At 63.6% G+C, this 25,992-nt stretch carries 23 protein-coding genes; 6 read left to right on the top strand and 17 right to left on the bottom strand.

The annotated features are described in order from the left end of the window. Window positions 1-241: 241 nt before the first annotated feature. Window positions 242-2,209 (top strand): M23 family metallopeptidase, encoded by a 1,968-nt coding sequence (locus ACFOJ9_RS28275; protein WP_378983659.1) that lies wholly within the window; start codon window positions 242-244, stop codon window positions 2,207-2,209. A 6-nt stretch (window positions 2,210-2,215) separates the two neighbouring features. On the opposite strand, the gene ACFOJ9_RS28280 is transcribed toward ACFOJ9_RS28275, so the two are convergent. From ACFOJ9_RS28280 to ACFOJ9_RS28320, 9 genes are all read right to left on the bottom strand, one after another. Next, window positions 2,216-3,775 carry an MFS transporter gene (locus tag ACFOJ9_RS28280; RefSeq protein ID WP_378983661.1) on the bottom strand — a complete coding sequence of 520 codons (1,560 nt, stop codon included), beginning with the start codon at window positions 3,773-3,775 and terminating at the stop codon, window positions 2,216-2,218. A 226-nt stretch (window positions 3,776-4,001) separates the two neighbouring features. Continuing rightward, window positions 4,002-5,519, bottom strand: coding sequence for a L,D-transpeptidase family protein (locus ACFOJ9_RS28285; protein ID WP_378983664.1), 1,518 nt, complete (start codon window positions 5,517-5,519; stop codon window positions 4,002-4,004). Between the two features lie 148 nt (window positions 5,520-5,667). Further along, on the bottom strand, window positions 5,668-6,033 hold the full coding sequence (locus tag ACFOJ9_RS28290) for an MmcQ/YjbR family DNA-binding protein (RefSeq protein ID WP_378983668.1): 366 nt from the start codon (window positions 6,031-6,033) through the stop codon (window positions 5,668-5,670). Window positions 6,034-6,092: 59 nt separating this feature from the next. Further along, a complete protein-coding gene (gene clpB, locus ACFOJ9_RS28295) occupies window positions 6,093-8,699 on the bottom strand; it encodes an ATP-dependent chaperone ClpB (RefSeq protein WP_378983670.1) in 2,607 nt (868 codons plus the stop codon). A 219-nt stretch (window positions 8,700-8,918) separates the two neighbouring features. Next, window positions 8,919-9,881 (bottom strand): DUF4167 domain-containing protein, encoded by a 963-nt coding sequence (locus ACFOJ9_RS28300; RefSeq protein ID WP_378983673.1) that lies wholly within the window; start codon window positions 9,879-9,881, stop codon window positions 8,919-8,921. A gap of 303 nt (window positions 9,882-10,184) precedes the next feature. Further along, complete coding sequence (prmC, locus tag ACFOJ9_RS28305) at window positions 10,185-11,063, bottom strand: peptide chain release factor N(5)-glutamine methyltransferase (protein ID WP_378983675.1); 879 nt, start codon at window positions 11,061-11,063, stop codon at window positions 10,185-10,187. After that, window positions 11,056-12,135, bottom strand: a complete 1,080-nt coding sequence (gene prfA / locus ACFOJ9_RS28310; protein ID WP_378983678.1) for a peptide chain release factor 1 — start codon at window positions 12,133-12,135, stop codon at window positions 11,056-11,058. The genes prmC and prfA overlap by 8 nt, the downstream gene beginning before the upstream one ends. A gap of 10 nt (window positions 12,136-12,145) precedes the next feature. Beyond that, a complete protein-coding gene (gene ptsP, locus ACFOJ9_RS28315) occupies window positions 12,146-14,416 on the bottom strand; it encodes a phosphoenolpyruvate--protein phosphotransferase (RefSeq protein WP_378983681.1) in 2,271 nt (756 codons plus the stop codon). Between the two features lie 83 nt (window positions 14,417-14,499). After that, window positions 14,500-15,753, bottom strand: coding sequence for an aspartate kinase (locus ACFOJ9_RS28320; protein ID WP_109658619.1), 1,254 nt, complete (start codon window positions 15,751-15,753; stop codon window positions 14,500-14,502). A 260-nt stretch (window positions 15,754-16,013) separates the two neighbouring features. On the opposite strand from ACFOJ9_RS28320, the gene ACFOJ9_RS28325 reads away from it, so the two are divergent. Both ACFOJ9_RS28325 and ACFOJ9_RS28330 read left to right on the top strand, forming a co-directional pair. Continuing rightward, the gene (locus ACFOJ9_RS28325) at window positions 16,014-16,763 is read left to right on the top strand and encodes a CHASE3 domain-containing protein (RefSeq protein ID WP_378983685.1); all 750 of its coding nucleotides are present in this window, start codon (window positions 16,014-16,016) and stop codon (window positions 16,761-16,763) included. Further along, complete coding sequence (locus ACFOJ9_RS28330) at window positions 16,730-17,866, top strand: ATP-binding protein (RefSeq protein WP_378983687.1); 1,137 nt, start codon at window positions 16,730-16,732, stop codon at window positions 17,864-17,866. Before ACFOJ9_RS28325 ends, ACFOJ9_RS28330 begins: the two co-directional genes overlap by 34 nt. Before the next feature lie 11 nt (window positions 17,867-17,877). On the opposite strand, the gene ACFOJ9_RS28335 is transcribed toward ACFOJ9_RS28330, so the two are convergent. Further along, window positions 17,878-18,447 (bottom strand): putative glycolipid-binding domain-containing protein, encoded by a 570-nt coding sequence (locus ACFOJ9_RS28335; RefSeq protein ID WP_378983690.1) that lies wholly within the window; start codon window positions 18,445-18,447, stop codon window positions 17,878-17,880. A gap of 184 nt (window positions 18,448-18,631) precedes the next feature. On the opposite strand from ACFOJ9_RS28335, the gene ubiG reads away from it, so the two are divergent. After that, window positions 18,632-19,381, top strand: coding sequence for a bifunctional 2-polyprenyl-6-hydroxyphenol methylase/3-demethylubiquinol 3-O-methyltransferase UbiG (ubiG, locus tag ACFOJ9_RS28340; protein ID WP_378983692.1), 750 nt, complete (start codon window positions 18,632-18,634; stop codon window positions 19,379-19,381). 2 nt (window positions 19,382-19,383) lie between these two features. On the opposite strand, the gene ACFOJ9_RS28345 is transcribed toward ubiG, so the two are convergent. Together ACFOJ9_RS28345 and ACFOJ9_RS28350 are read right to left on the bottom strand one after the other, a co-directional pair. Then, complete coding sequence (locus ACFOJ9_RS28345; RefSeq protein ID WP_378983694.1) at window positions 19,384-19,902, bottom strand: flavin reductase family protein; 519 nt, start codon at window positions 19,900-19,902, stop codon at window positions 19,384-19,386. Between the two features lie 114 nt (window positions 19,903-20,016). Further along, window positions 20,017-21,141, bottom strand: a complete 1,125-nt coding sequence (locus ACFOJ9_RS28350) for an LLM class flavin-dependent oxidoreductase (protein WP_378983696.1) — start codon at window positions 21,139-21,141, stop codon at window positions 20,017-20,019. A gap of 111 nt (window positions 21,142-21,252) precedes the next feature. On the opposite strand from ACFOJ9_RS28350, the gene ACFOJ9_RS28355 reads away from it, so the two are divergent. After that, window positions 21,253-21,849, top strand: a complete 597-nt coding sequence (locus ACFOJ9_RS28355) for a winged helix DNA-binding protein (protein ID WP_378983698.1) — start codon at window positions 21,253-21,255, stop codon at window positions 21,847-21,849. A gap of 13 nt (window positions 21,850-21,862) precedes the next feature. Here the strand turns inward: ACFOJ9_RS28355 and ACFOJ9_RS28360 are convergent, their stop codons facing one another. Beyond that, window positions 21,863-22,777 carry a DMT family transporter gene (locus tag ACFOJ9_RS28360; RefSeq protein ID WP_378983700.1) on the bottom strand — a complete coding sequence of 305 codons (915 nt, stop codon included), beginning with the start codon at window positions 22,775-22,777 and terminating at the stop codon, window positions 21,863-21,865. A 96-nt stretch (window positions 22,778-22,873) separates the two neighbouring features. Between ACFOJ9_RS28360 and ACFOJ9_RS28365 the strand changes: the two genes are divergently transcribed. Next, window positions 22,874-23,359: a MarR family winged helix-turn-helix transcriptional regulator gene (locus ACFOJ9_RS28365; protein ID WP_378983702.1), complete on the top strand. Its 486-nt coding sequence runs from the start codon at window positions 22,874-22,876 to the stop codon at window positions 23,357-23,359. A 199-nt stretch (window positions 23,360-23,558) separates the two neighbouring features. Here ACFOJ9_RS28365 and ACFOJ9_RS28370 read toward each other — a convergent pair whose 3' ends face one another. The 4 genes from ACFOJ9_RS28370 to ACFOJ9_RS28385 are packed head-to-tail and all read right to left on the bottom strand — an operon-like array spanning window position 23,559 to window position 25,956. Then, entirely contained in the window at window positions 23,559-23,984 is a 426-nt protein-coding gene (locus tag ACFOJ9_RS28370; protein ID WP_378983704.1) for a DUF1178 family protein, read from the bottom strand. Then, window positions 23,981-24,847 (bottom strand): carbon-nitrogen hydrolase family protein, encoded by an 867-nt coding sequence (locus ACFOJ9_RS28375; protein ID WP_378983706.1) that lies wholly within the window; start codon window positions 24,845-24,847, stop codon window positions 23,981-23,983. The genes ACFOJ9_RS28370 and ACFOJ9_RS28375 overlap by 4 nt, the downstream gene beginning before the upstream one ends. An 11-nt stretch (window positions 24,848-24,858) precedes the next feature. Then, the gene (gene grxC, locus ACFOJ9_RS28380; RefSeq protein WP_136619777.1) at window positions 24,859-25,128 is read right to left on the bottom strand and encodes a glutaredoxin 3; all 270 of its coding nucleotides are present in this window, start codon (window positions 25,126-25,128) and stop codon (window positions 24,859-24,861) included. Between the two features lie 27 nt (window positions 25,129-25,155). Continuing rightward, complete coding sequence (locus tag ACFOJ9_RS28385) at window positions 25,156-25,956, bottom strand: ComF family protein (RefSeq protein WP_378983709.1); 801 nt, start codon at window positions 25,954-25,956, stop codon at window positions 25,156-25,158. Between the last annotated feature and the right edge of the window lie 36 nt (window positions 25,957-25,992).

The following is a 25,992-nucleotide window of genomic DNA, read 5'->3' on the forward strand; positions in this document are numbered from 1 at the left end:
AGAGCGGGCGCAGTGCCGATGGCGCAGTGCCTCTTTTAGGAGTGTCATATAGGAGTGCGCGATGAGCCTTGCAGAGAAGGTGCACCGCCCCTCCTGATAGAGCGCTCTATAAGAAAAGTGCGCGAGGGGAATTCCGTCGGAGCCTGGCGCTTCGTTGACTTCACCTGCCATGACAGGCAAATGTCACGGCCACAACAAAAGCGACAAGCCGTTCCGCCCGGGGAAGAAGCAGCCTTTCTGGATGCCAGACACGGAAGATGTCATAGCCGAACTCGGCAATGAGCCGCCGCTTATCGCGGACGGCCGCAGCGGCCCGCCCGACCGGCGCGAGGTTTCTGCACGCTGGCTCTCGGGAACCTTTCTCACTGGCGTGACCTCGAGCGTGTTGATGGGCGTGGCGCTGTTTGCCGCCCTCGACGGTCGCCAGCAGCTGGCCACTCCACCCGAGATCGCCGAGTTGACCAGTCTTGCCGGCAACGGCGATTCCGGCGAAGTCGCCAAGACGACCAGGCTGGTGGCGCCGCGTCAGATCGCCAAGGCCAAGGACCGCCGCCGCATGGAAGTGTCGATGGTGACCAAGGTCGGCGACCGCGACGTCATCCACACCATGCCTTTCGTGCAGATCAAGATGGCGCTGGCCGCCGGCCACACCACCAGCCGCGCCTACCCGCCCTTCGACCCGATGCAGGTGTTCGGCGACGACAGCGACGACAGTGCTCAACCGGCGACAGCCTCAGCCGCTTCCGGCCAGATCTACGGCGCCAAGGTCGAAAGCGAGATGAGCCTGAAGACCGTCGATTTCCCGATCTCGACGGCTTCCTTCGACGAAAAGAGCGACCTGTCCGCCGACGAGGTGGAAAAGGTTGTGCGCGAAGCCGGCACCGACCTCAGCGACGGCGCCGTGCAGGTCGCTTCACTTCACTATGTCGACCCGCAGCGTTTCGGCGAAGCCTTTGCCGAGAGCATGGCAGGCTCCTACGACGTCAAGATCGTGCCGGAAAACGTCTCGGTGGCGCCGCGCGCCACCGCCGACGACCAGGCGCCGGCTTTCGCCGAGGAAATCATCCCCTTCACCAAGGATCTCGACGTCACCGAAGCTTTTGCCGATTCGGGCTACACGGGTGAAGACGCCACCGGCATGGCCGAAGCCATCGCCAAGCTGTTGAACGCGACGGCGCTCAAGGCTGGAACCGTGCTGCGTGTCGGCCTTGAAGTTCACGGCGATGCCGCCAAGGTCGTGCGCACCAGTGTCTACGACCGGACCCAGCACATCGTCACCATCGCGCTCGACGATCGCGGCCAGTATGTGCCCGCGCAGGAGCCGGATCCAAACCCCGAATTGCTGACGGCCTTCGATGATTCGTCGGCGCCGGTGGTGGTGCGCGGCAACCTGCCCAATGTCTATGACGGCATCTATCGCGCCGCCTACTCTTACGGCATGTCCAAGGCGATGACGCAGCGGCTGATCAAGCTGCTGGCGTCCGATGTCGACTTCCAGTCCCGGCTCAACCCTGCCGACCGCATCGAGGTCTTGTTCTCGCAGCCCGATGGCGACGACCAGACCTCGGACAGCTCCGAGCTTCTCTACGTGTCGGCGACGTTCGGCGGCACCACGCGCAACTTCTATCGCTTCCAGTTGCAGGACGGCAGCACCGACTATTTCGACGAGGACGGCTCGAGCGCCGAGCAGTTCCTGTTGCGAAATCCCCTGCCCGCCGGAAAATTCCGCTCCGGTTTCGGCGCGCGCAAGCATCCGATCCTCGGCTATGTCCGCATGCACACTGGCGTCGATTGGTCCGCGCCGATCGGCACGCCAATCATCGCCGCCGGCAATGGCACTGTCGAGAAGGTCGGCTGGGCCGGCGGTTACGGCAAACAGATCATCATCCGCCATGCCAATGGCTATGAGACATCATACAATCACCAGAGCGCCTTTGCCAAAGGCATCGAACCGGGCGTGCGCGTCCGCCAGGGCCAGACCATCGGCTTTCTCGGCCAGACCGGCCTCGCCACCGGTCCGCATCTTCACTACGAGCTGATCGTCAACGGAACCAAGGTTGATCCGATGCGTGTCCGCCTGCCGGTCGGCAAGGTGCTGAAGGGCGATGACCTCGTCGCCTTCAAGCGTGAGCGCGAGCGCATCGACGAACTGCTGAAGCAGGAAGACAGCGATTCGCTCAAGGTTGCGAGTGCCAAGATCGACGGTTGATCCGCCTCAGCCTTGTGAATCTTCGGCACGCCGCGGCCATGGCAGCCGTTGGCCGGAAATGGTCGTCCAGGCGATGACAGCCGAAAGCAGGCAAAGCAGCGCCGTCACCGAAGAGACCACGGCAAACGCGGCATCGCTGGCGGCGAGCCTGACTGCTTCGACGGCCGGCGCAAGCCCGGCTGGCGCCGGTTCGCCAAAGCCTGGCACGCCGGGTGTCGCGTTCCCATCCAGCGCATTCGCATAGACCCAGGCGGCAAGCGAACCCATCGCCGCCACCGCGATCAGACCGCCGATGCGCGAGACGGCATTGTTGATGCCGGAAGCCGCACCCGTATCCTTGTCTTCCACCGCCGTCATGATCGCCGTCGACAATGGCGACACGACCAGCGCCATGCCGAGCCCCATCAGCGCCATCAGCGGGAATGTTCCCGTCCAGAAATTGTGGATGCCGGCATGGGTGAGCAAGGCTAGTCCGGCAAAGGCGAAAGCCACGACGAGGCTGCCGCAGGCGATCGGAAAACGCGGACCGATCCGGTCCGACAGCTGGCCGACCGGTCCCGACAAAAGTGCGATCGACGCAGACAGGGGCAGGAAGATGAAGCCGACCTCGGCCGTGCTCAGTCCCCAGCCGGCGATCAGCAGCATCGGCAGATAGAAAAGGTTGGCCGACAGCGCGAAATAGAGGAAGAACGTCGCGACATTGGCGCCGGCGAAAGCGCCGACACGAAACAGGCTGAGGTCGATCATCGGCTCGCGCTGCCGGAGTTCGAAGACAATGAAGACCGCCAGCAATACGACGCCGGCGGCAATGCTCGGCCCGGCCATGTGGCCCTCGCCGCTGGCGCTCATCGAGGTCAGCCCATAGGCTAGCGCGCCGAAGGCCAATGTCGCGAGCGCGGCACCGCCGAGATCCAGGCTGCGTTTCTCCGTTGGCGCGTCGGCTGGAACCTTGGCCAGCAGAAGATAGATCGAGATCAGGCCGAGTGGCAGATTGATGGCGAAGATCGCCCGCCAGATGCCGTCGCCGAAGGCCGACAGCACGAAGCCGCCAAGCACCGGGCCAATTGCCGTGGTCAGCGCCGAAGCCGCCGCCCAGATGCCGATGGCGCGGCCGCGTTCCTTTTTCGGGTAGGCCTTGGCAATGATGGCGAGGCTGCCCGGCACCATGATCGCCGCACCAATGCCCTGGACGGCACGAAATGCGATCAGCACCACCGCATTCGGCGCCAGCGCACAGGCAAGCGAAGCGACAATGAACAGCGCAATGCCTGCCACGAAGGCGCGGCGCAGGCCGAAACGATCGCCGGCAGCTCCCCCGGCAAGGATCAACGCCGACAGCGTCAATGCATAGGCATTGGAAATCCATTGCGCCTCAGCCAGGCTGGCGCCGAGGTCGACGCGGATCGCCGGCGTGGCGATGGCCAGGATCGAACCGTCGATGAAGCCGAGCGCCGAGGCCAGGATGGCCGCGATCAGCACAAATCGCCGCTGCGACTGCGGACAGAACGTTCCATTCGTGACTGGACTGGTCAGCGGGACGGCGGCGACTTTACTTGGTGAATGCATGGAACCTTGCTTAGACCTCCGGCGCACCGGCAACAACCGGCCAGTACCTTGCGGTCATTGAAACCAGCCAGTTGGCCAGGGTCATACCCTATCCGGATGCAAACGGCGGCAGCCGTGCTAGCTAGGTTTTCTGGAAAGGTGCAGGCGGGGAGACATCGATGAAGCGGCCACTTGAAGCATCGGCTTCATCCTGGTCGTGCAGGTCTATGCCGCCGCACTTCGGAGTTCACTGCTGCGCAAGGTCATCGGCTGAAGGTCCGCCGACAAACTCCACCGTGACACCCGGCGAAACCAGTTTGGCCAGTTCCCGCGCATCCCAATTGGTCAGGCGCACGCAGCCATGGCTTTCGGTCTTGCCGATCTTCGATGGGTCCGGTGTGCCGTGAATGCCGTAGGTCGGCTTGTCCAGGGCGATCCAGACCGAGCCGACCGGGCCGTTCGGCCCCGGCGGAATGGTCAGAACCTTGTCGTTCTGGCCCTGCTTGAAATTGATGCTGGGATTGTAGGTGTAGTTCGGATCGAGCGCGACGCGCGATACGGTGTGCGTGCCGGACGGCGACGGCGTATCCGATGAGCCGATGGTGGCGGGATAGGCTGCCACCAGCCTGCCGCCGGCATCGTAGGCGAAAACCTCTTTCTTGCCCTTGTCGGCGACGATACGGGCAACCGGTGTCGAGACCAGCTTGCCGAAATTGGCGACCTTGATGATCGTGCCAGGACGATTGAAGTTGGCGTCCGGGTTGAGCGCCTTGAGATAATTTTCGTCCATGTGGAAGCGTTCCGCCAGCGCCTCGGTCACCGACGTGTAGCCCATGCGGTCGAGCTGCGCCTTCTGGCTATAGTCTTCCGGGATCGAGGCGACATAGGGGCCGGCCGCATCCTCCGGTGTGATCGTGTAGTTGGCGAGAGCATCGCCGCCCGATTGCGCCAGTGCCGCCTGGATGCCGACTGCATCGGTCGATCGCAGATTGCTGCCGGTGATCTGGTTGTAGGCGGCGAGCGCCTTGTCGACATTCGAACCGAAACGCCCGTCGATGACGCCAGGCGAAGCGCCGCCCCGGTCGAGCAGCACCTGAAGTGCGGCGACATCCTGGCGCGCTCCCAGCGAAAGCGCCGGGGCAACAGTGGTCTTATCGCCAGCCTTCGGCGGCAGAGCCGCCTGGTCGGCGGGCAGCGCCTGTTCGGTGGGAGATTCCGGCTGGGCAGGGTCTATCGAGGCCTCGTTCAGCGGCTGGCGCTTGATCGTACCCGGCTTTGCCGGCTGCGGCGCGTCGGGATAATTGTTGTCGTAGCCATCGTCCTGCGGTGCAGGCGGATAGGCTTCCACCGAATTGTCCCCATAGGGATCGTATTCGTCCGGCGGCGGGATAACCCGGCCTTCCTCTTCCAACTGCTTGCGGCGGAACCGCGCCATGTCTTCCGGATCGTCGAGATAGTAGCGGTCGTCGCCGTCTGGGGCGCGGCCCAACTCGCGCAGACGTGTCTCTCGACGCAACACGCGGCGGTCGAGCCGGGTCTGCGGCGGCTGGATGGCGATGACCTTGCCGGTATCGGCATCGACGATGACGCGATTGCCCCTGGCGTCGTAGTAAATGTCCACATTGCCGTCCTGAGCGAGCAGGATGCCACCGTCATGGGCGGCGCGGACAATCGGTGGTGCGCTGTCCTGCGTCGGGGCGGCGAGCGCGCCGGAAAAGGGCATCCCGGCTGCGAGTGCCGAAAGGGTCAAGATCGTGCGGAACATGGTAGCCAAACTCTCCGGTCCGTAATTGCCGCCGCCCGGCATTTTCCCTTGGCGAACCCCTTCGCCAGCAAACCACTTGCCCAGCATATGGTTCCAACATGAACCGGGCATGAAGATGGCGGTTTTCCGGCGCCTGAAGGAATATCAGCTAGCTTGCGGCAAGTCCCAATTCCTTGCGCGCCTGCTTGGTCAGCTTCAGGGCGATAAGGCGATGGCTTTCGCGCAGATAGTCCTTCAGCGCAGCATCATCCATGCTCTGGCTTGTCCGACGCTGGATCCATGTCATACCGCGCGAGGCAAGATAGGGCGCGGGCCGCAGGCCCGGCTGCTCCTTGAGCACATCATAGGCGATATCGGAGCATTTGAAGGTGACGAAGAGCTGCTGGCCCCGGTCCCAGCCGCCGATCGCGAAGACCTTGGCCCCGACTTTCCAGACATGGGCGCCGCCCCACTGGACGACATGGCTCGTCGCGGGCAGCGAGGCGCAGAAGCTGTTGTAGTCGTCCAGTGTCATCCCCGCCCCCCGCGTTTGTATGAAAAGCCGCGCGTCCGGGATGGACGCGCGGCTTTGGATCAGGCTGCCACTTCCGCCGCGACGATCGTCGGCTTCGAGCGAAAGTTCAGCCGGTCGGAACCGGCTGTCACCTTGACGGTCGAGCCGTCGAGGATGTCGCCAAGCAGGATCTTCTCCGCCAGCGGGTCCTGCAGTTCCTTCTGCATCACCCGCTTCAGCGGTCGCGCGCCATAGGCCGGGTCGTAGCCCTTGGCCGCCAGCCAGTCGACCGCCTCCTGGTCCAGCGAAAGCGTGATCTTGCGATCGACAAGCAGGCTCTCCAGCCGCTTGAGCTGGATCTCGACGATGCGGCCCATATCCTGCCGGCGCAGCCGGTGGAACAGGATCACCTCGTCGACGCGGTTGAGGAACTCCGGCCGGAACGACGCCTTGACGACATTCATCACCTCGTCGCGAACCTCATCGACATCCTGGCCCTCGCCGAGATTGACGAGGTATTCGGCGCCGAGGTTCGAGGTCATGATGATCAGCGTGTTGCGGAAGTCGACGGTGCGGCCCTGCCCGTCGGTCAGACGGCCGTCGTCGAGCACCTGCAACAGCACGTTGAAGACATCAGGATGCGCCTTCTCGATCTCGTCGAACAGCACGACCTGATAGGGCCGGCGCCGCACCGCTTCGGTCAGCGCGCCGCCTTCCTCATAGCCGACATAGCCGGGAGGTGCGCCGATCAGCCGGGCGACCGAATGCTTTTCCATGAACTCCGACATGTCGATGCGCACCATGGCGCTCTCGTCGTCGAACAGGAAGCTCGCCAGCGCCTTGGTCAGTTCGGTCTTGCCGACGCCCGTCGGTCCGAGGAACATGAACGAGCCGATCGGCCGGTTCGGATCCTGCAGGCCCGCGCGGGCGCGCCGCACCGCTTTCGACACAGCTTGTACCGCCTCGCCCTGGCCGACGACGCGCTTGCCGATCTCGTCTTCCATGCGCAACAGCTTGTCGCGCTCGCCCTGCAGCATCTTGTCGACCGGAATGCCTGTCCAGCGCGACACGATATGGGCAACATGGTCGGGCGTGACCACCTCTTCGACCATACCCACCTTGCCGTCCTGGGCTTCGGCTTCCTTCAGCTTCTTCTCCAGTTCCGGGATCTTGCCATAGGCAAGCTCGCCGGCGCGCTGGAACTCACCCTTGCGCTGGGCAATGGCGAGGTCGTTGCGCGCCTCGTCGAGCTGCTTCTTCAGGTCGGCGGCAAGCCCGAGCTTCTGCTTCTCGGCCTGCCACTTGGCGGTGATCTCGGTCGATTCCTCCTCGAGGCCGACGAGTTCCTTTTCCAGGCGGGCAAGCCGGTCCTTCGAGGCATCGTCCGTCTCGACCTTCAGCGCCTCGCGCTCGATCTTGAGCTGCATGATGCGGCGATCGATCTCGTCGAGTGCTTCGGGCTTGGAATCGACCTGCATGCGCAGCCTCGATGCGGCTTCGTCGACAAGGTCGATCGCCTTGTCGGGCAGGAAGCGGTCGGCGATGTAGCGGTTGGACAGCGTTGCAGCCGCCACCAGCGCCGAATCCGAGATACGCACCTTGTGGTGCTGCTCGTATTTTTCCTTCAGGCCGCGCAGGATCGAAACGGTGTCTTCCACCGTCGGCTCATCGACGAACACCGGCTGGAAGCGTCGGGCGAGGGCTGCATCCTTCTCGACATGCTTGCGATATTCATCGAGCGTGGTGGCGCCGACGCAGTGCAGCTCGCCGCGCGCCAGCGCCGGCTTCAACAGGTTCGACGCATCCATGGCACCATCCGCCTTGCCAGCGCCGACCAGCGTGTGCATCTCGTCGATGAACAGGATGATGTTGCCGTTGGCCGAAGTGACCTCGGACAGCACGGCCTTCAGACGCTCCTCGAATTCGCCGCGATATTTGGCGCCGGCAATCAGCGCGCCCATGTCGAGCGCCATCAATTGCTTGTCCTTCAACGATTCCGGCACGTCGCCATTGACGATGCGCAGCGCCAGGCCTTCGGCGATCGCCGTCTTGCCGACGCCCGGCTCACCGATCAGCACCGGATTGTTCTTGGTGCGGCGCGACAGCACTTGGATGGTGCGGCGGATCTCGTCGTCACGGCCAATGACCGGATCGAGCTTACCGGCGCGGGCATCCGCGGTCAGGTCGCGCGCGTATTTCTTCAGCGCGTCGTAGCCCTGTTCGGCACTCGCCGAATCGGCGGTGCGGCCCTTGCGGACGTCGTTGATGACCTGGTTGAGCGCCTGCGCGGTGACGCCGGCCTTGGCCAGGATGTCGGCGGTCTTGGCCGACTTCTCCATGGCGAGCGCCTGCAGCAGCCGCTCTACGGTGACAAAACTGTCGCCGGCCTTCTTGGCCAGTTCCTCGGCGGTCGAGAACACTTTTGCCAGCGGCTGCGCCAGATACAGCTGGCCATTGCCGCCCTCGACCTTGGGCATCGCCTCGAGCGCCGTTTCGACGCCAAGCTTGACGTCGCGGACGTTGCCGCCGGCGCGCTCGATCAGCGACGCGGCCAAGCCCTCGTCATCGTCGACGAGCACTTTCAGGATGTGTTCGGGGGTGAATTGCTGGTGGTTGCGGGAGAGCGCCATGGTCTGCGCGGACTGGATAAAGCCGCGCACGCGCTCTGAGTATTTCTCAAGGTTCATATCTGTCTCCTTCCATCACCGGCCCGCTTTGCGGCACCGGATCCGATTGCGGTGACGGACCCGCCCATTCGAGCCGGGTCCAGTTGAGGCTGATATGGTGCACAGGCCCCGAACCCTCAAGACGCGTCGATATCGGCAATCGCATAATATTCTACAGCCGCCCAAACGAAAACGGCGGAGATTTCTCTCCGCCGTCCAACGTCTTGAAATGTCGTTCGATCAGTTGTCGACGTCGACAATGACCGGTTCAGCATTGCCGCTGTCGACCGGGGCCGCAGCAGCCTCACTGGCCTCGGCCCCGGAGTTGGCATTGTCGCCGCCGCCGCCAACCTGATCGGCGTTGACGCGCGGACGGCGCGGACGCCTCGGGCGACGGGCAGCACCGCTTTCGGCGGCCGCCTCGTTGAGCTCGGCCTGGGCGGCAAGACCTGCCGGCGACAGGTTCTCGAACAACGGAGCCGGCTCAGTCGCCGCAACGGACTCGGCCGGCGAAGCGGCTTCGCCCTGGATCGGGGCCTCGTTGCTCTGGGGCTGACCACCTTGCTCGGCGGACGATGAATAGTCGCGCTGGCCGTTCTGGCCGTAACCGCCAGCGGGGCGACGATCGCGATGGCGTGCGCCATTGTTGTCGCGGCCACCACTGTTGCGCCCGCCATTGTCACGCCCGGCATTGTCGCGATTCTCGCGGCTACCTTCCCGGTTGAGCGCAACCTCGGCCGGCATGCCTTCGATGACCGGCTGCGGGCCGGCACCATGATTGATCACCGGCACCTGGGCGTCGGAAACAGTGTTGCTGTTGTTGCCGGCATTGTCGAAATCGTCGCGATCCTCGTCGCCGTCATCGTCGAAATCATCGCGATTCTGCTGCGCGTTCTGGATCGGCATCTGCGCCTGCGCGGCCGCGATGATGCGATTGTAGTGTTCGGCATGCTGGAGATAGTTCTCCGCCATGACCCGATCGCCGGAACTGTGCGAATCACGGGCAAGGGTGGCGTATTTTTCGGCGATCTGCTGAGCCGAACCTCGGATTTTCACGTCCGGGCCATTGCTCTCGTAGTTGCGCGTCAGGGGGTTTGGTCCCTTGCGGTTGTTGTTGTTGTTGTTATTATTGTTATTGTTACCGCCGCCGCCGCCATTGTTGTTGCGACCGCGCATGCGCCTGTTCTGCTGTTGTGGCCTCATCAAACTCTCTTCATTTTGAAATTTTCGAAAAACTCTTCACGAACGGAGGCGCTCATGCAGCCAGCCGTTTCGTCTCTTCACCGGCGTTCGCCCGCATCGATTGCGTTGGCGCCACGTGCCATCCTGTTCCGGTTACATCACTTGCCGGACGATTCCCGCACGAAGCTTGGGCATCGTTTGCGCAAGAAGGCAGCTATTTCCAAGGAAAACCGAATCGCTAAGAGCACTGCCTGCTTCGTCTCATCCGGTTAAGGCGACCCTAGCCGCATTCCCCGGTATTGCCAAGCGCTTTTTTGCACTGCGTCAAGGCTTTATCCTTTCAAAGACAATAACCCTGTCGTTTCCGCCGAGGTCCCGAAAAGCACTGCCCGCCACGTAGCCGGCGGCAGCGAATATCTCGCAGACCTCATCGTGCTGTGTGTGGCCGATCTCGACCGCAATCCTGCCTTCAGTTTCCAAAAACCTTGCCGCCTCCGCAGCGATGATCCTGTAGGGGTTCAGACCGTCCGCGCCGCCATCCAAGGCCAAGCGCGGGTCGAAATTGCGGACTTCGTCCTGCAGATTTCCAATGTCTTCGGAAGGTATATAGGGAGGGTTTGCGGCAATTACATGGTACCGGCCGGAAACTTTTTCGAACCAGTCCGACTGGAGCGCTGTGAACCTGCCTGCAAGGCCCAGTTGCCCGGCATTGCGGGTCGCCGTCGCCAGCGCGCCCGCGGACAGATCGACGCCGGTGGCGATCGCGGCCGGCACGGCGCTGAGCAGCGCCAGTGCAATGGCGCCGGTGCCGGTGCCAAGATCGAGGATGCGGCATTCGCCTTCCCGGACCGCCACCGCCCTGACGAAAGGCAGCATCGCTTCGACCAGCGTTTCGGTATCGGGCCGCGGCTCCAGCGTTTCCGGCGACAGCGACAGGCGCAAACCGTAGAATTCACGATAGCCGAGGATGCGGTGCACCGGCTCGCCGCCGGCGCGGCGTCGCAAGGCGGTATCGATTTCGGCAACAACGCCAGCGTCGACCTTGCGTTCGGGATCCGCGATGGCTTGCGTTCGGGTCGTGCCTGAAAAATGCTCGACGATCAGCCGCGCATCCAACACCGGGTCAACGACACCAGCCACGACAAGGCGTTCCCGCGCTTCCCGCAGCAGCGGCCCGAGCGTGTCGGGCAGTTGGTCAACCATCGATACCGATGTCGGCGAGAAGCTTCGACTGGTGATCGGCGATCAATGCGTTGATGATCTCGTCGAGTTCGCCCATCATCACCCGGTCGAGCTTGTAGAGCGTCAGGTTGATGCGGTGGTCGGTGACGCGGCCTTGCGGGAAATTGTAGGTGCGGATGCGCTCGGAGCGGTCGCCGGAGCCAACCTGAGACTTGCGCGATTCGGAGCGTTCCTCGTCTGCCTTGCCGCGCTCCAAATCATAGAGGCGGGCGCGCAGGATCTGCATCGCCTTGGCCCGGTTCTGATGTTGCGACTTTTCGGCCTGCACCACCATGATACCGGTCGGCAAATGGGTGATGCGGACAGCCGAATCGGTGGTGTTGACGTGCTGGCCACCCGAGCCCGAGGCGCGCATGGTGTCGATGCGGATGTCTTCGGCCCTGATGTCGATGTCGACCTCTTCGGCTTCCGGCAGCACAGCGACGGTGGCGGCCGAGGTGTGGATGCGCCCGCTCGCCTCGGTCGCCGGCACGCGCTGCACGCGGTGCACGCCGGATTCGAACTTCAGATGCGCAAAGACGCCCTTGCCCGATACCGTGGCGATGATTTCCTTGTAGCCGCCGGCATCGCCATCGCTGGCCGAGGCCGTCTCGAAACGCCAACCGCGTTCGGCAGCGTAGCGCTCGTACATACGAAACAGGTCGCCGGCGAAAAGGGCGGCCTCATCGCCGCCGGTGCCGGCGCGGATTTCGAGAATGGCGTTCTTGTCATCGGCGGCATCCTTGGGCAACAGCAGGATCTGGATGTCTTTCTGCAGCACCTCGATGCGTTCCTCGACCTCCGGCAGATCGGCCTCGGCGAGCGCCCGCATCTCGGCATCCGTGCCCTTGTCGGCAAGCATGGCTTCGAGGTCGGCCTGCTCATGCTCGGCCAGGCGCAGCGCCCTGACCTTGGCCACCATGTCCTGGATTTCGGCATATTCGGACGCCATCCGCACATAGGCATCCGGCGCCGGGCCAGCCGACATCTGCGCTTCGAGCATCTCGAAACGCTTGACGACTTGATCCATACGATCGCGGGGCAGGTTGACCATGATGAGGATGCTACAATGGGATCGAACGGTCGTCGGCAAAGGCCTGCAGCAGCGCCCGCATCGGCAACCCCTGCGCCGGCGCCATCAGATTGTCGTCGAAGAACGCCTCCAATTCATCCAGCGGCAGTTCCGTCAGCATCGCCTTGACCGGGCCGATCGAGGCCGGCGACATCGAGATCGAGCGGAATCCGAGCCCGATCAGCGCCATCGCCGAGATCGGCTTGCCGGCGAGTTCACCGCACAGCGTCACCGGCGTGTGGTTGCGGACACCGGCATCGGCGATCTGCTTCAGGACGCGCAGGAACGGCGCCGACAGCGTATCGAAGCGGTTGGCCAATTGCGTGTTGCCGCGATCGACGGCCATGACGAATTGGAACAGGTCGTTCGAACCAACCGAGACGAAATCAACCGCCTTCATCAGTTCATCGAGCTGGAACAGGAGCGACGGCACTTCCAACATGGCGCCCAGTTTCAGGCTGGTCGGCAAATGATGGGCAAAACGCGACAAATGCCGCACTTCGCGGTCGATGATCTCGCGCGCCTGGGCGATCTCGCCAAGTTCGGTCACCATCGGCAGCATCAGCTTGAGCTCACGCCCGCCACTGGCTTTGAGCAAGGCGCGTATCTGTGTGCGCAGCAGCCCCGGCCGGTCAAGCGTCAGGCGGATCGCCCGCCAGCCAAGCGCCGGGTTCTCCTCCTGGATCGCACCCTTGAAATAGGGCAGCACCTTGTCGCCGCCAATATCGATGGTGCGGAAGGTGACCGGCTTGCCGCGCGCTGCCTCGAGCACGTCGCGGTAGAGCTTTTCCTGGGCCTCGGCACGAGGAAAGGTCGAGGCGACCATGAACTGCAGTTCGGTGCGGAACAGGCCAATGCCGGCCGCACCCGACTCGGCAAGCTGCGGCAGGTCGACGGCAAGGCCGGCGTTCATCAAAAGGTCGACCTGGACACCGTCCCTGGTCGTGGACGGTTTCTTGCGCAGCTCGCGATAGACCTCTTGCCGGCGCGCCCGGAAACGCACTTTTTCGGCATAGGCGGCCTCGAGATCGGGCTGCGGCCGCAAATGGATCACACCCTCCTCGCCGTCGACGATGATGGCGTCGCCATTTTCCGCCATGGAAACGGCGCCCTTCATCTGGCCGGCGACCGGGATGCCCATGGCGCGCGCGACGATAACGACGTGGCTGGTCGCGGCACCATCCTCGAGCACCAGCCCGCGCATCTTGTCCCTGGGATAATCGAGCAGCTCGGCGGCCCCCATCGAGCGGGCGACGATGATGGCGTCCTTCGGCAGCGATGCGGCGACATCCTCAGGCCCGCGCCCCATCAGCTGGCGCAGCAGCCGGTTGGCGAGGTCGTCGAAATCGCTCATCCGCTCGCGCAGATAGGGATCGGTCATGTGCAGCATGCGGGCGCGCATATCGCTCTGCACCTTTTCCACTGCCGCTTCCGCCGTCAGGCCGTTGCGGATCGCCTCCTCCAGCCGGCGCACCCAGCCGCGGTCATTGGCGAACATGCGATAGGCTTCCAGCACCTGGCGATGCTCGCCTTCGAAGGCGACGTCGCGGCGTTCCAGCATGTCGTCGATCGAGAGCCTGAGCGAGCCGAGCGAGGTTTCGAGCCGGCGGACCTCTTCTTCGCTGTCTTCATTGAACAAATTGGTGACGACGATGCGCGGCTCGTGCAGCACGACATGGCCAAGCCCAACGCCTTCATTGAAGGACAGGCCGGTGAAGCTGACCGGGCGGCGCAGATCGAGTTCGAGGCCGGGTCTGGTCAGCCGCGCCAGATCGCCGGTGGCGATCATCTCGGCGATCACCATCGCGGTGGTTTCCAGCGCCTCGACCTCGTCGTCGCGGTAGTGGCGCATGGTCTTGTTCTGCACGACCAGCACGCCGAGCGTGCGCCCTGCCCGCAGCACCGGCACGCCAAGGAAGGAGTTGTAGATCTCCTCCCCGGTCTCCGGCAGGTAGGCAAAAGCCGGATGTTCCTGCGCATTGGAAAGGTTGAGCGGCCGCGCACTGGCCGCGATCGTTCCGACCAGGCCTTGCCCCAATCGCAACTGCGCCAGGTGGACGGCGTTCGGGTTCAGACCTTCGGTGGCATAGAGTTCGAGCACCGAATCGGCGCGCAGCACGTAGAGCGAGCAGACTTCGGCGACCATGTTGGAGGCGATATCGCGCACGATCCGGTCAAGCCGCTCCTGCGGCTCCAGCGGCTCCTGCATGAGCTCGCGGAGCCGTTTCAGCAAAACGCGCGGGCCACTGGCCTGATCACGCATCGCGGCTTCTTCTCCAATGGGCATTTTGCCCGCCCCAGTTTCCACTGCGACCGGCGCACACGCAACAAGTCAAATCGTTCTGGCTACTGCTTATCCAGACCGTAGACGGAATGCAAAGTACGAACCGCAAGTTCGGTGTACGGACCGTCGATCAGGATCGAAATCTTGATCTCGGAGGTCGTGATGGCACGGATGTTGATCGACTTGTCGGCCAGCGCCTTGAAAGCGGTGGCGGCAACGCCAGCATGGCTCCTCATGCCGATGCCGATGACCGAAACCTTCGACATGCCGGCTTCCGACTGCACGACATCGTAGCCGATCGAGGCCTTGAGGCGCTCAAGCACGGCCAGCGCCTTGTCGACATCGCCCGACGGCACGGTGAAGGTCATGTCGGTGAACTTGCCGTCCTCGGAAATGTTCTGGACGATCATGTCGACATTGATGTTGGCCTCGGCCAGCGGCCCGAAGATGCCGGCGGCAACGCCCGGCCGGTCGCCGACCCGGCGCAGCGAAATCTGCGCCTCGTCCTTGGCATAGGCAATTCCGGTGACGACCTGCTGTTCCACGATCTCTTCCTCGTCGCAAATGAGCGTTCCGGGCGGATTGAGCAAATCCCCCATTCCGGGCGCATCGGGATCGTCGAAGGACGACCGCACGAAGGTACGCACCCTGTGCACCATGGCAAGCTCGACCGAACGCACCTGCAGAACCTTGGCGCCGAGCGAGGCCATTTCAAGCATTTCCTCGAACGAGATCTTGGCCAGCCGCCGCGCCTTGGGCTCGATGCGCGGATCGGTGGTGTAGACCCCGTCGACGTCGGTGTAGATGTCGCAGCGATCGGCCTTGACCGCCGCCGCGATGGCGACCGCACTGGTGTCGGAGCCGCCGCGGCCAAGCGTGGCGATGCGATTGTCCGGGCCGATGCCCTGGAAGCCGGCGATCACCGCCACCTGGCCCTCGCCGAAACGCTTGACCAGGAACGCGCCGTCAATGTCGAGGATGCGCGCCGCGCCATGCGCATTGTCGGTCTTGATCGGGATCTGCCAGCCCTGCCAGGAGCGGGCATGCACGCCCATGTTCTGCAAGGTGATTGCCAGAAGGCCCGCCGTGACCTGTTCGCCGGAAGCGACGACCGCGTCATATTCGCGTGCATCGTGCATCGGCGAGGCCTCGCGCGTCCAGCCAACCAGTTCATTCGTCTTGCCGGCCATCGCCGAGACGACCACGGCCACCTCATGGCCGGCGTCGACCTCGCGTTTGACGTGACGCGCCACATTGCGGATGCGGGCGATATCGGCGACGGAGGTTCCGCCGAATTTCATCACGATGCGCGCCATGGAAGCGAAAAGCCTTTGACTGAAGCCGGACCCCAGCCCAAAAGCGGGAATCCCGAAAAGCGGAAGGCCGGCTGACGCCGGCCGTTGAATGCGCGGCCTCCTTAGCCAAATGATGAAGGTTTCGCAAGGCTGGCGGCGGATTGCCGGCTTCAAGAAGACGGCATATTGCGTTCCGCCCCGTCGCCGCCTACGAAATGCTGCCCGCGGGGAATTCCTTTGGTTCGGCATAACAGATGATGATTGCTCGTCTTCGACGCGCCATGCGATGGCAATCGCTCCCGCTTGTCATTGGCTTCGCAGTGCTGGCGCTGATCGTCGGCAGCCGTGCCATGCTGGTCGAGGAACAGAGGGCTAATCGCGTCGCCGCGCGCGAAGCAATCGAGTATCAGGAATTGCTTTCCGGCCTGCTTTCGCTGGCGCAGGACGCGGAGAGCGGCCAGCGCGGCTACCTGCTGACCGGCGAGAGATCCTATCTCGAACCTTATCGGCGGGCTGTCGGTGCCATTCCGGGGCAACTTGCACGCATCAATAGCTTGACTGCCCCGGACGACGAACTCGTCCAGCAGATCAATCACATCAAGGACGCGCTTTCACAAAAGCAGGCTGAACTGGCCGAGACGATTGCCTTGTACGACCAGGGCAATGCGACGAAGGCGCTGGATCTGGTCCGCAGCGGCCAGGGCAAGGCCGCCATGGACGAAATCCGGACCAGCATGAATACAGTCCGACGCATCAGCGCCGCCGCCGTCGCTGCGCGCGAAGACCATACCGACCAGCTCGAGGCCTGGCTTCGCATCGGTTCGCTGGCGGCGCTGCTGGCGATCTTCCTGCTTGCCGCCTACGCGATCAGGGAATCGCGTCGCCGCTTCCGTGAGGTGGCCGTCGCCCAGGATGAGTTGATGCGCAAGAACGTCGCGCTCGGCAATGAGATTGAGACACGTGAAAAGGCCGAATCCCAGATCCGCCAGATGCAGAAATGGAGGCGGTCGGTCAACTCACAGGCGGTATAGCCCACGACTTCAACAACATGCTGGCGGTGATCATCAGCGCCATGAACCTCGCTCAGCGCAAGCTGGCGCGCGGCGAACACGATATCGAAAAATTCATCGACGCGGCGATCGACGCGGCGACCCGTGCCGCCAATCTGACGGCCCGGCTGCTCGCCTTCTCGCGCCAGCAGCCGCTGGCGCCGCAGATCGTCGACGCCAACCGTCTGCTGACCGGAATGTCGGATCTGATTAGGCGGGCGCTCGGCGAAACCATCCGCATCGAAACCGTGCTGGCGGGCGGCTTGTGGAAAACCCACGCCGACCCGAGCCAGATCGAGAACGCCATTCTCAACCTGGCCGTCAACGCGCGTGACGCCATGGGAGACGGCGGCAAGCTGACCATCGAGACCGCCAACAGCCATCTCGACGACAGCTACGCCATCACCCATGCCGAGGTCGCGGCCGGCCAGTATGTGATGATCGCCGTCAGCGACACCGGTTCGGGCATGGCTCCGGAAATCATAGCCAAGGCCTTCGAGCCCTTTTTCACCACCAAGCCGGTCAACAAGGGCACCGGCCTGGGGCTGAGCCAGGTGTTCGGCTTCGTCAAACAGTCGGGTGGCCACGTCAAGATCTATTCCGAACCCGGCGAAGGCACGACGATCAAGATCTACTTGCCGCGTTTCTTCGGTCCCGACGAGCCTGCCGTGCCCACCGGGCGAGGCGAGAATCCCGCCGCACCAGTCACCGAAACGATCCTCGTCGTCGAGGACGATGCCAGCGTGCGTGCCTCCACCACCGATGCCTTGCGCGAACTCGGCTACGCCGTCATCCCTGCCGCAAGCCAGGAGGCGTTGCAGAAGCTGGCTGAAAACCCCGGCGTCACGCTTCTGTTCACCGACATCGTCATGCCGGTGATGAACGGCCGCAAGCTGGCGGAAGAGGCGGTCGCGCGCATGCCGCAGCTGAAGGTGATCTTCACCACCGGCTTCACCAGGAACGCCGTGGTCCGCAATGGCGTGCTCGACCATGACGTGCATTTCCTGGCCAAGCCCTTCACCATCGAGCAACTGGCCGCCAAACTGCGCGACGTGCTGGGCATGAAGCAGGTCGTACCGGAATGATCTCGATCGCTTCAGCCTGACGCAGCCGCGCTTCTCCACAGGCCGGGGTAGTCGACAACGAAGCCGTGCGGCGAGACGTCGAGGGTCTCGTCATAGCCGAACATGGGCGCGGCATAAGCGTAGCGAACCGTGTCGAGACGCCGGTAGGTCTGATCGAGGCGCACCAGCCTCAGTTCAGGGAAGGTCAGGTAGGCGGCCGGGGCAGGCGTTGCCTCCCCGATGCCGAGGTCGAACCGGCGGATCGCCAGAAGATTCGATGCCGGCGTGAAGCCAAGATCGACGTCGACAAGGCCGGCGACGCCCTGCTGGGCTTCGCCGTTCAGCGTCCACTGACCGTCGGAACTTCGTTCGATCGCATAGTGCAACTCGCGCATACCGAGAAAGCCGTCGACCCTGGCCGCTCGTGTGTGCCAGCCGGTATCGCAATCCACCTCGTAGGCAAGGCAGCACGGCTTGCCGTCCTGGATGAAGACGGCTTGCCCCTTGAGCCTATGCCCGCCATCGGTCTGCGCAAGCAGGCAGGCATCGTGACCCTCCACGTCCAGCCGACGCCAAAAGATCGAAGCCGTCATTGCTGTCATCGCCACCTCCCTCGAATTCAAAACGATGTTCTCTCCTTCGCCCGCCAAGCCAATCGTGTTTCACTGCGGCGTTCGTCAACTGACATGCCCTGACAGAATCCGGCTCCCTGCCGGCAGAGGAAAATTGTTGCCTTGACATTCGCGGCCTCACGCCCGACTTCCTAGCGCTCGAGGAGACCAACCGATGCCAGAGCCCCGACGATCGACGATCGATGCCGGAGAAGTGGAACGCTTTTCCGCCCTTGCCGCCGAATGGTGGAACCCGAACGGCAAGTTCCGTCCCCTGCACAAATTCAATCCGGTCCGGCTGTCTTATATCCGCGACCAGATAGCGGCGCGCTTCGGCCGTGATCCACGCGCTGCAAGGCCTTTCGAGGGCCTGCGCATCCTCGATATAGGCTGCGGCGGCGGCCTTTTGTGCGAGCCGATGGCGCGGCTTGGCGCCGAGGTGGTGGGGGCGGATGCCTCCCAAACAAACATCGAAGTGGCGAAGTTGCACGCGGCCGAGGGCAATGTCAGCGTCGACTATCGCGCCACGACGGCCGAGGACCTTGCCGATGCCGGCGAAAAATTCGACGTCATCCTCAACATGGAAGTGGTCGAGCATGTCGCCGACATCGACCTGTTCGTCGCCAAATGCGGCGAGATGGTCCGGCCTGGCGGCATCATGTTCGTGGCCACCATCAACCGCACGCTGAAGGCGCTCGGGCTAGCCATCATCGGCGCCGAATATGTGCTGCGCTGGCTGCCGCGCGGCACCCACCAGTTCGGCAAGCTGGTGCGCCCGGAAGAGCTCGAAAAGGCGCTTGGCAGCGCCGGCCTGACCATCATCGACCGCACCGGCGTCACCTACAACCCGCTTGCCGACCGCTGGGCGCGGTCGAAGGACATGGACGTCAACTACATGGTGCTGGCGGAAAAGGGCTCGGTCTGATCCTATTCAGAATCGAGCGGCCGGTAGCCGCCCCGCCAGTAGATCAGCGCCTGGCCGGCATCGCGGGTGCGCACGGCTTCGACCGAGCCGATGACGATCGAATGCGTGCCGCGATCGATCATCTCGTCGAGGCTGCAGTCGAAGGCGGCGACCGCGTCCGAAAGCAACAAAGCTCCGGTCTTGAGCGTCATCCATTCGGCGCCCTCATAGCGGTCCTTGCCCTTGATGCCGCCAAAGCCGGAGAACCGCTCGGCCACACGCTGATGCTGGGGGCCAAGCGAATTGACGCCGAAATGCCGGTAGCGTTCGATCAGCGGCCAGGTCGACGACGACCGGTTGATGCAGGCGATCACCTTGGGCGGTTCGGCCGACAGCGAAACGACCGAAATGACGACCAGGCCGGAGCAATCCTCGCCAGTGCCAGCGGTGATGACGCTGACATTGCCAACGATCAGCCGCATCGCGGCGCGAAAGTCCGCGACATCGACAGGAGTTCCGTCAGGAACCTTTGCTTCGGTCATGGCTTGCTCCAAAAGCAATTCCAGGAAAAGTGTGAAACGGTTTTCCGTCCGGAATTGCGACAAAAACAAAAAGAAGTAGAGCGGTTTGGCGTTTCCGTGAAACGATGAACCGCTCTAGGCCGCCGACTGCATGGCGGCCGGCGCGATGCGGATGCCCCGCTGCTCAAGGATGGGCAGAACGGTGTCGCGAAAATATGGGAATTCCTCGAGATAGTCGACAAAGGACAGGGTCGAGCCGCGAAATCCGGCTTCGTGCAGGGCGGTGATCCCATCGGCGACCTGTTCGGGCGTGCCGGTGAGCGGGAAGCCGCCATGGCCCGCCGCCATGCGGTCGCGGATGAGCGCCAGGAGGTCATGCGGGAATGACTGCGCATGGGCAAATTGCAGCCGCACCAGATTGTCGACCGCCGCCCAGTCGGCATTGGCGCGGGCGAAATGCTCGAGATAGTCCGTCGCTTCCTTCTCGGTCGGCCGGCAGACGACATGGGCAAAGGTCAGCACGTCGACAGTGCTGCCGGCGGCGATCGTCTGTTGCTTCAGCGCCGCGATCTCGTCCCTGGAGCGTGACAGATCGATTGCCGGCGTGAACAGGAAGTCCGCGTTGCGGACCGCAAATTTGCGCCCTTCTTCCGAGCCGGCGGCGTTGAGGATCGGCAGGCGCGCCGACGGCCGCGGATCGCCAAGCACGTTCTTGAGCTTGAAATAGGTGCCGTCCCAGTCGAACGCCTCGGTGCGATCCCACAGCGCCCTGACGATGTCGAACCATTCCTGTGCATAGCCGTATCGTGTGATGTGATCGTCGGGCAGAGTCAGCCCGAGCGCTTCATATTCCGGCTTGTTCCAGCCGGCGACGATGTTGAGGCCGATACGGCCGCGGCTGATCTGGTCGATAGTCGCCAATTGCTTGGCGACGACCACGGGATGATTGGCTGCGGTGTGGGTGGTGGCAAAAACCGTGATGTTGCGGGTGAGCGCCAACAGCCCGGCGGCCCAGGTGATCGTCTCCAGCACATTGCCGTGGAAATTGGTCTCGCCGCCATAGCCGATCCAGCGTGCGATCGGCAGCATGAAGTCGATGCCGGCCTCGTCGAGCAGATGCGCGAGCCGCAGATTGTTGTCCCAGGAACTGACCCATCGTTCGGGAACCTTGGTGACGGTCATGCCGCCGGAGCAATTGGACGCAAAGGTCCCGAGAAAGAAGGGCTGCGCATTGGCTGCGGTCTTGTCGAGCATGCTCATCGGTCGTGTTCTCCTCATTTTTTGATTATATTTTATGATAGAAAGTCTATCATAAAATCGTGTGGACGCAATCGGCCGGATCGGCGCATGCTGCAGGGCGGGGAGACATGGATGAACGACCGGCGCAAGCCTTCGGAAACGCAAGCCAAGCTGCTGGATCGCGGCTGGCATCTGGCGCGGACGCCGCTCGAAATCGACGTCGCCGAAATCGAATATGCGCTGATGCGCTCCTACGAGGCATTCGGCCACTGGCAGGCCGAATGCCTGGCGACGGTGATCGAGTTTTCCGCCAGCGGGCCGGAAAATGCGCTGCTCCACATCATCAGGATGAACGACCGGCCAAAGAGCGTCCGCGACCTGGCGCAGATGACCAACCGCGACGACATCCCCAACATCCAGTACAGCCTGCGCAAATTGCTCAAGGGCGGCCTGGTCAAGCGAACCGGCAGCGGCAGGGCAGGCGTCACCTACGAGGTCACGCCGCTCGGTTACCGTGTGACCGAACGCTATGCCGATATCCGTTCCGTCCTGCTCATCGAAGCGGTGACGCGCGTCCCCGAGATGGCGGCCAAGCTCGAGGAAGCGGCGCGTACGCTCGAACTGATGACCGGCATCTACGAACAGGCGGCCCGCGCTGCAGCCACCCACCGCCGCCGGCACCCAAGGCCGGAACCGGGTGGCGAAGAGAACGAAACCGGCGCCGGCTGAGGCGCGAAGGCGTTCACGCCGCCTGGCTTTGCGCCTTCATGCTGGTCCGGCTTTGTGCCTTGGTGGTGATGAACACGCCGGCGGTGATGATGACCGCGCCTGCCCAGGTCAGCAGCTGATAGTGCTCGCCGAGGAAGATGGTGCCGGCAAACAGGCCGACGGCCGCCGCCACATAACCGATCTGGCTGAGATAGACCGGACCGCCAACCGCCTGCAGCCTGAAGAAGAAGGCGAACATCGCCGACGCCGACGCAACCTGCGCGACGACGACCAGCGGCACGTCGCCGAGTGGAGCGAAGGCCTTGACGCCGAACAGGGCCAGAATGCCGACAAGCAGCATCGCCGCCGACGCCAAATGGCTGCCGACGGCAAGCTCGATCGGGCCGGTGCCCTCCGGCCAGTCGACCGTGCGGTAGATGTTGCCGGCGGCAAGACTGACCGGGATGAGCAGCCCCATCACCACCCAGAACAAATCGGCCGGCTGGCCGGCCTCGCCGCGCGTCACCGCCACCATGACGGCGCCGAGAAAGCCAACGGCGATGCCGACAATGCCCAGCATGTTGGGGCGCCGGACACGCAACAGGATCGAGAACACCAACGTGATGACCGGCGACAGAGTGAACATGATGCCGGTGAAGCCGGCGCCAAGATGCGGGATGGCCGAGAACATCAGGAGATTGGGGACGGCATAGGACACCGCCGCGGTGACGAAGAAGTAGCGCAATTTGTGCGCGGTGAGCCGGACGCGCTGACCGCGAGCCAAGAGCACGCACAGCAAGACGCCGCCGGCGCCGAGCGAGATGACGAAGGCCCAGACCATGGCCGGCGCGCCGGCAGCCGTGGCGAGCTTGCCGAACGGCAGCGTCAGGCCGAGCAGGCCGCCGGTGACGACCAGCAGGCCGAGCGCCGAATCCCAGAGAAGTTTCATGACCGAACCCTGTCGCGCGCGGCCCTTGGCCGGCATTGCATCTTGAGGTAAGATAACGCAAAGATTCTTAACGTCAAGATATATGGCGGTCAGACAGTGGACAGAGCAGCAAGAGCGATCGAGCAATGGAAGCGGGAGCGGCCCGATCTGGATGTCTCGCCGATGGCTGTGCTCGGGCGGCTGAACGAGGCCTCCTCGCTGATCGCCCGCGAGCGCCTGGCGCCGTTGTTTGCCCGTTATGGATTGCAGTCCGGGGAATTCGACGTGCTGGCGACGCTGCGCCGCGCTGGCTCACCCTATGCGCTGACGCCGACCGCTCTCTATGAGGCGACGATGGTCACATCGGGCGCCATGACCAACCGGCTCGACCGGCTCGAAACGTCCGGATTGATCCTGCGCGGGCCGCATCCCAACGATCGGCGCGGCATTGTCGTGAGGCTGACCGAAAAGGGCCTGGCCTTGATCGATGAGGCCGTTACCGCCCATGTGGCCAACGAGCATGAGATTCTCGCGGGCCTTACACAGGCGGAGCGGGAAACACTCTCGCGTCTGCTAGAAAAGTTGATCGGGAGCGTGAGCTAATTTCTGTTGCGATCCTTCGCGCCCCCTCTGTCCTGCCGGACATCTCCCCCACGAGGGGGGAGATTGGCAGCTTCGACGCTGCGCCTGCTCCTGCCACGTTAGAGGTTGGCGAAAGCCGAGGTGACGTCCAATCTCCCCCCTCGTGGGGGAGATGTCCGGCAGGACAGAGGGGGGCGCTGTCCCGCTGGCGTCGAAAGACTCAGTTGCGGTCGTCCGGAAACACCGGGATCGGCATGAACTCGACGCCGTCCTCGGCCAGGCTCTTGGCTTCGTCCAGCGTCGCTTCGCCATAGATGCCGCGCGCGTCGCTTTCGCCGAAATGGATCTTGCGCGCTTCCTCGGCGAACTTGTCGCCGACATAGTCGGCATTCTCGCGCACCTTCTCGGCCATTGCCTTGAGCTGTGCCAAAGCCTGCTTCTGCGCTTCGCCCATGGCGAGCGCTATCCTTTCCTGCTTGCGCGCCGTGGAGACGGCCGGCGCCATCAGCGCTTTCTGCACCTTGTGCGAGCCACAGGTCGGGCAATCGACGAAGCCGCGCTTCTTCTGGGTGTCGAAATCGTCGTTGCTACGAAACCAGCCCTCGAATTCGTGCTCATGCTCGCAAATCAGGGCAAAGCGGATCAAGAGGCTGCACCCCTGAGACGCGGCGCCTCGGACGAACCGGCATTGACGGCGAAATCCCGCGCGTTTTTGAGGTTGGGGATCTTCTTGCGCGCGGCAAGCGACTGCGCCGGGTCGATCTCGGCGATGATCACCGCCGGCTCGTCATGCGCGGCTTCCGCGATGATACGGCCCCACGGATCGACGATCAGCGAATGACCGTAGGTCTCGCGGCCATCCTCATGCAGGCCGCCTTGCGCGGCCGCGACGACATAGGCGCCATTCTCGATGGCGCGCGCCCTGAGCAGCACGTGCCAGTGCGCCTCGCCCGTCTGGCGGGTGAAGGCGGCAGGTACAGAAAGCAGATCGGCGCCAGCCAGTGCCTCGGCGCGGAACAATTGCGGAAAGCGCAAATCGTAGCAGACCGCGAAACCCAGTTTCGCACCCTTGATCTCGGTGACGACGGCTTCGGTACCGGGTTCGTAAGCCGCGGATTCACGCCACGACTCGCCATTGTCGAGATCGACGTCGAACATGTGGATCTTGTCGTAGGTGGCGAGCATGGCGCCGTCCGGACCAAACAGCAGCGCCCGGTTGGCGAGCTTGCCGTCGGCCCGCAGGATGGCGGTCGAGCCGATATGCAGGAAGATGCCGAGCTCCTTGGCCAGCTTGCGCGCAGTCGAAACGACGATGTCCTTGTCCTGCGAGGTGAAGGAGGCGGCGCGCGCTTGCTTGTCGCGGATCAGCGCGCCGGTCATTTCCGGCGTCTGGATGTAGGTCGCGCCCTGGCTTGCGGCTTCACGCACCAGCCGTTCGAGATCGACCGCGTTGCGCTCGGGGCTCTCGCCTGAACGCATCTGGATCGCAGCCGCCTTGAAAACACCCATCGTCATATCCCTCAAATCGTCGCGCCGTTGGCGAGCAGTTTGTCCAGCCGGCCCTCAGCCTCCAGGTCGTGGAGGTCGTCACAGCCGCCGACATGCGTATCGCCGATGAAAATCTGCGGAAAGGTCGAGCGGCCATGGGCGCGGGAGATCATCTCCTGGCGCAGTTCCGGCGAGAAAGAGGCATCGTGCTCGGTAAAGGCGACGCCCTTGCGCTCGAGCAGCCGCTTGGCTGCCGTGCAATAGCCGCACATCATGCGAGTGTAGATGGTAACGTCGGCCATGACGAATTTCCGCTGTTCGTTGCCGACTTATATAGTCGCGGACTCGTCCGCCCGGAAGTCCCCCGGCAACACACGGGCAAAGGTCAGCACGTCGACGGCGGCCGCACCTCCCCTTTTCAGCGCCTTGGTGGCGGAACGCACGGTGGCGCCGGTGGTGTAGACATCATCGATCAGCAGCACCCTGCGGCCGGCAATCTCGATCTCCGCCTCGGTGGGCACTCGAAAGGCCGCCCGCACATTCTCCTCGCGTTCCCCGCGTTCCAGCCCAACCTGCTGGCGGGTGAGTTTCACGCGCCGCACCGCCGAGGGCGCGAAGGGCAATTCACTAAGCGCCGACACCGCCCTCGCCAGTTCCGCCGATTGGTTGAACCGCCGCCTGAAAAAGCGCCGCCAGTGCAGCGGAACCGGCACCACCACGTCCGCCTCGGCGATGAGATCGGCACCCGCGCGCACCATCCAACGCGCCATCCATGGCGCGAGATCCGTGCGATCCTGGTATTTCAGCCCTTGCACCATCTGGCGGGCAACGCCGGAATAGGCCACCGCCGCCCGCGCCCGCTCGAAGGGCGGCGGATCGGCGATTGCCTCGGCGGACAGAAAGCCCTCGCCCATATGGTGGGTGAACGGCGTGCCCATCACCGGGCACCATGGCCGTTCCAGCAGCCTGAGCTTTGGCCAGCAGGCGCCACACAGCACGCCGGGCTGCGAGACATGCCTGCGGCAACCGGCGCAGACCGGCGGAAACAGGATGCGCGCCGGCAAGCCGACAATCGACCGGGCGAGGTTCATGATCTCGATGGACTTGATCTTGGGCATCGGATCGGCCACGTGGTTGGTCCTGCGCGCCACTATATCAACTATCTC

The organism is Mesorhizobium cantuariense (assembly GCF_042647205.1).
Classification (GTDB): domain Bacteria; phylum Pseudomonadota; class Alphaproteobacteria; order Rhizobiales; family Rhizobiaceae; genus Mesorhizobium; species Mesorhizobium cantuariense.

What these genes read in the sequence shown, in the direction of transcription:
- clpB (WP_378983670.1), bottom strand. Translation starts at nt 8,699, where the DNA reads ATGAACCTTGAGAAATACTCAGAGCGCGTGCGCGGCTTTATCCAGTCC.
- ACFOJ9_RS28335 (WP_378983690.1), bottom strand. Translation starts at nt 18,447, where the DNA reads ATGACAGCAATGACGGCTTCGATCTTTTGGCGTCGGCTGGACGTGGAG.
- ACFOJ9_RS28350 (WP_378983696.1), bottom strand. Translation starts at nt 21,141, where the DNA reads ATGAGCATGCTCGACAAGACCGCAGCCAATGCGCAGCCCTTCTTTCTC.
- grxC (WP_136619777.1), bottom strand. Translation starts at nt 25,128, where the DNA reads ATGGCCGACGTTACCATCTACACTCGCATGATGTGCGGCTATTGCACG.
- ACFOJ9_RS28345 (WP_378983694.1), bottom strand. Translation starts at nt 19,902, where the DNA reads ATGACCGAAGCAAAGGTTCCTGACGGAACTCCTGTCGATGTCGCGGAC.
- ACFOJ9_RS28290 (WP_378983668.1), bottom strand. Translation starts at nt 6,033, where the DNA reads ATGACACTGGACGACTACAACAGCTTCTGCGCCTCGCTGCCCGCGACG.
- ACFOJ9_RS28360 (WP_378983700.1), bottom strand. Translation starts at nt 22,777, where the DNA reads ATGAAACTTCTCTGGGATTCGGCGCTCGGCCTGCTGGTCGTCACCGGC.
- ACFOJ9_RS28275 (WP_378983659.1), top strand. Translation starts at nt 242, where the DNA reads ATGCCAGACACGGAAGATGTCATAGCCGAACTCGGCAATGAGCCGCCG.
- ubiG (WP_378983692.1), top strand. Translation starts at nt 18,632, where the DNA reads ATGCCAGAGCCCCGACGATCGACGATCGATGCCGGAGAAGTGGAACGC.
- ACFOJ9_RS28320 (WP_109658619.1), bottom strand. Translation starts at nt 15,753, where the DNA reads ATGGCGCGCATCGTGATGAAATTCGGCGGAACCTCCGTCGCCGATATC.
- ACFOJ9_RS28330 (WP_378983687.1), top strand. Translation starts at nt 16,730, where the DNA reads ATGGAGGCGGTCGGTCAACTCACAGGCGGTATAGCCCACGACTTCAAC.
- ACFOJ9_RS28285 (WP_378983664.1), bottom strand. Translation starts at nt 5,519, where the DNA reads ATGTTCCGCACGATCTTGACCCTTTCGGCACTCGCAGCCGGGATGCCC.
- ptsP (WP_378983681.1), bottom strand. Translation starts at nt 14,416, where the DNA reads ATGCGTGATCAGGCCAGTGGCCCGCGCGTTTTGCTGAAACGGCTCCGC.
- prmC (WP_378983675.1), bottom strand. Translation starts at nt 11,063, where the DNA reads ATGGTTGACCAACTGCCCGACACGCTCGGGCCGCTGCTGCGGGAAGCG.
- ACFOJ9_RS28325 (WP_378983685.1), top strand. Translation starts at nt 16,014, where the DNA reads ATGCGATGGCAATCGCTCCCGCTTGTCATTGGCTTCGCAGTGCTGGCG.
- ACFOJ9_RS28355 (WP_378983698.1), top strand. Translation starts at nt 21,253, where the DNA reads ATGAACGACCGGCGCAAGCCTTCGGAAACGCAAGCCAAGCTGCTGGAT.
- ACFOJ9_RS28375 (WP_378983706.1), bottom strand. Translation starts at nt 24,847, where the DNA reads ATGGGTGTTTTCAAGGCGGCTGCGATCCAGATGCGTTCAGGCGAGAGC.
- ACFOJ9_RS28300 (WP_378983673.1), bottom strand. Translation starts at nt 9,881, where the DNA reads ATGAGGCCACAACAGCAGAACAGGCGCATGCGCGGTCGCAACAACAAT.
- ACFOJ9_RS28280 (WP_378983661.1), bottom strand. Translation starts at nt 3,775, where the DNA reads ATGCATTCACCAAGTAAAGTCGCCGCCGTCCCGCTGACCAGTCCAGTC.
- prfA (WP_378983678.1), bottom strand. Translation starts at nt 12,135, where the DNA reads ATGGTCAACCTGCCCCGCGATCGTATGGATCAAGTCGTCAAGCGTTTC.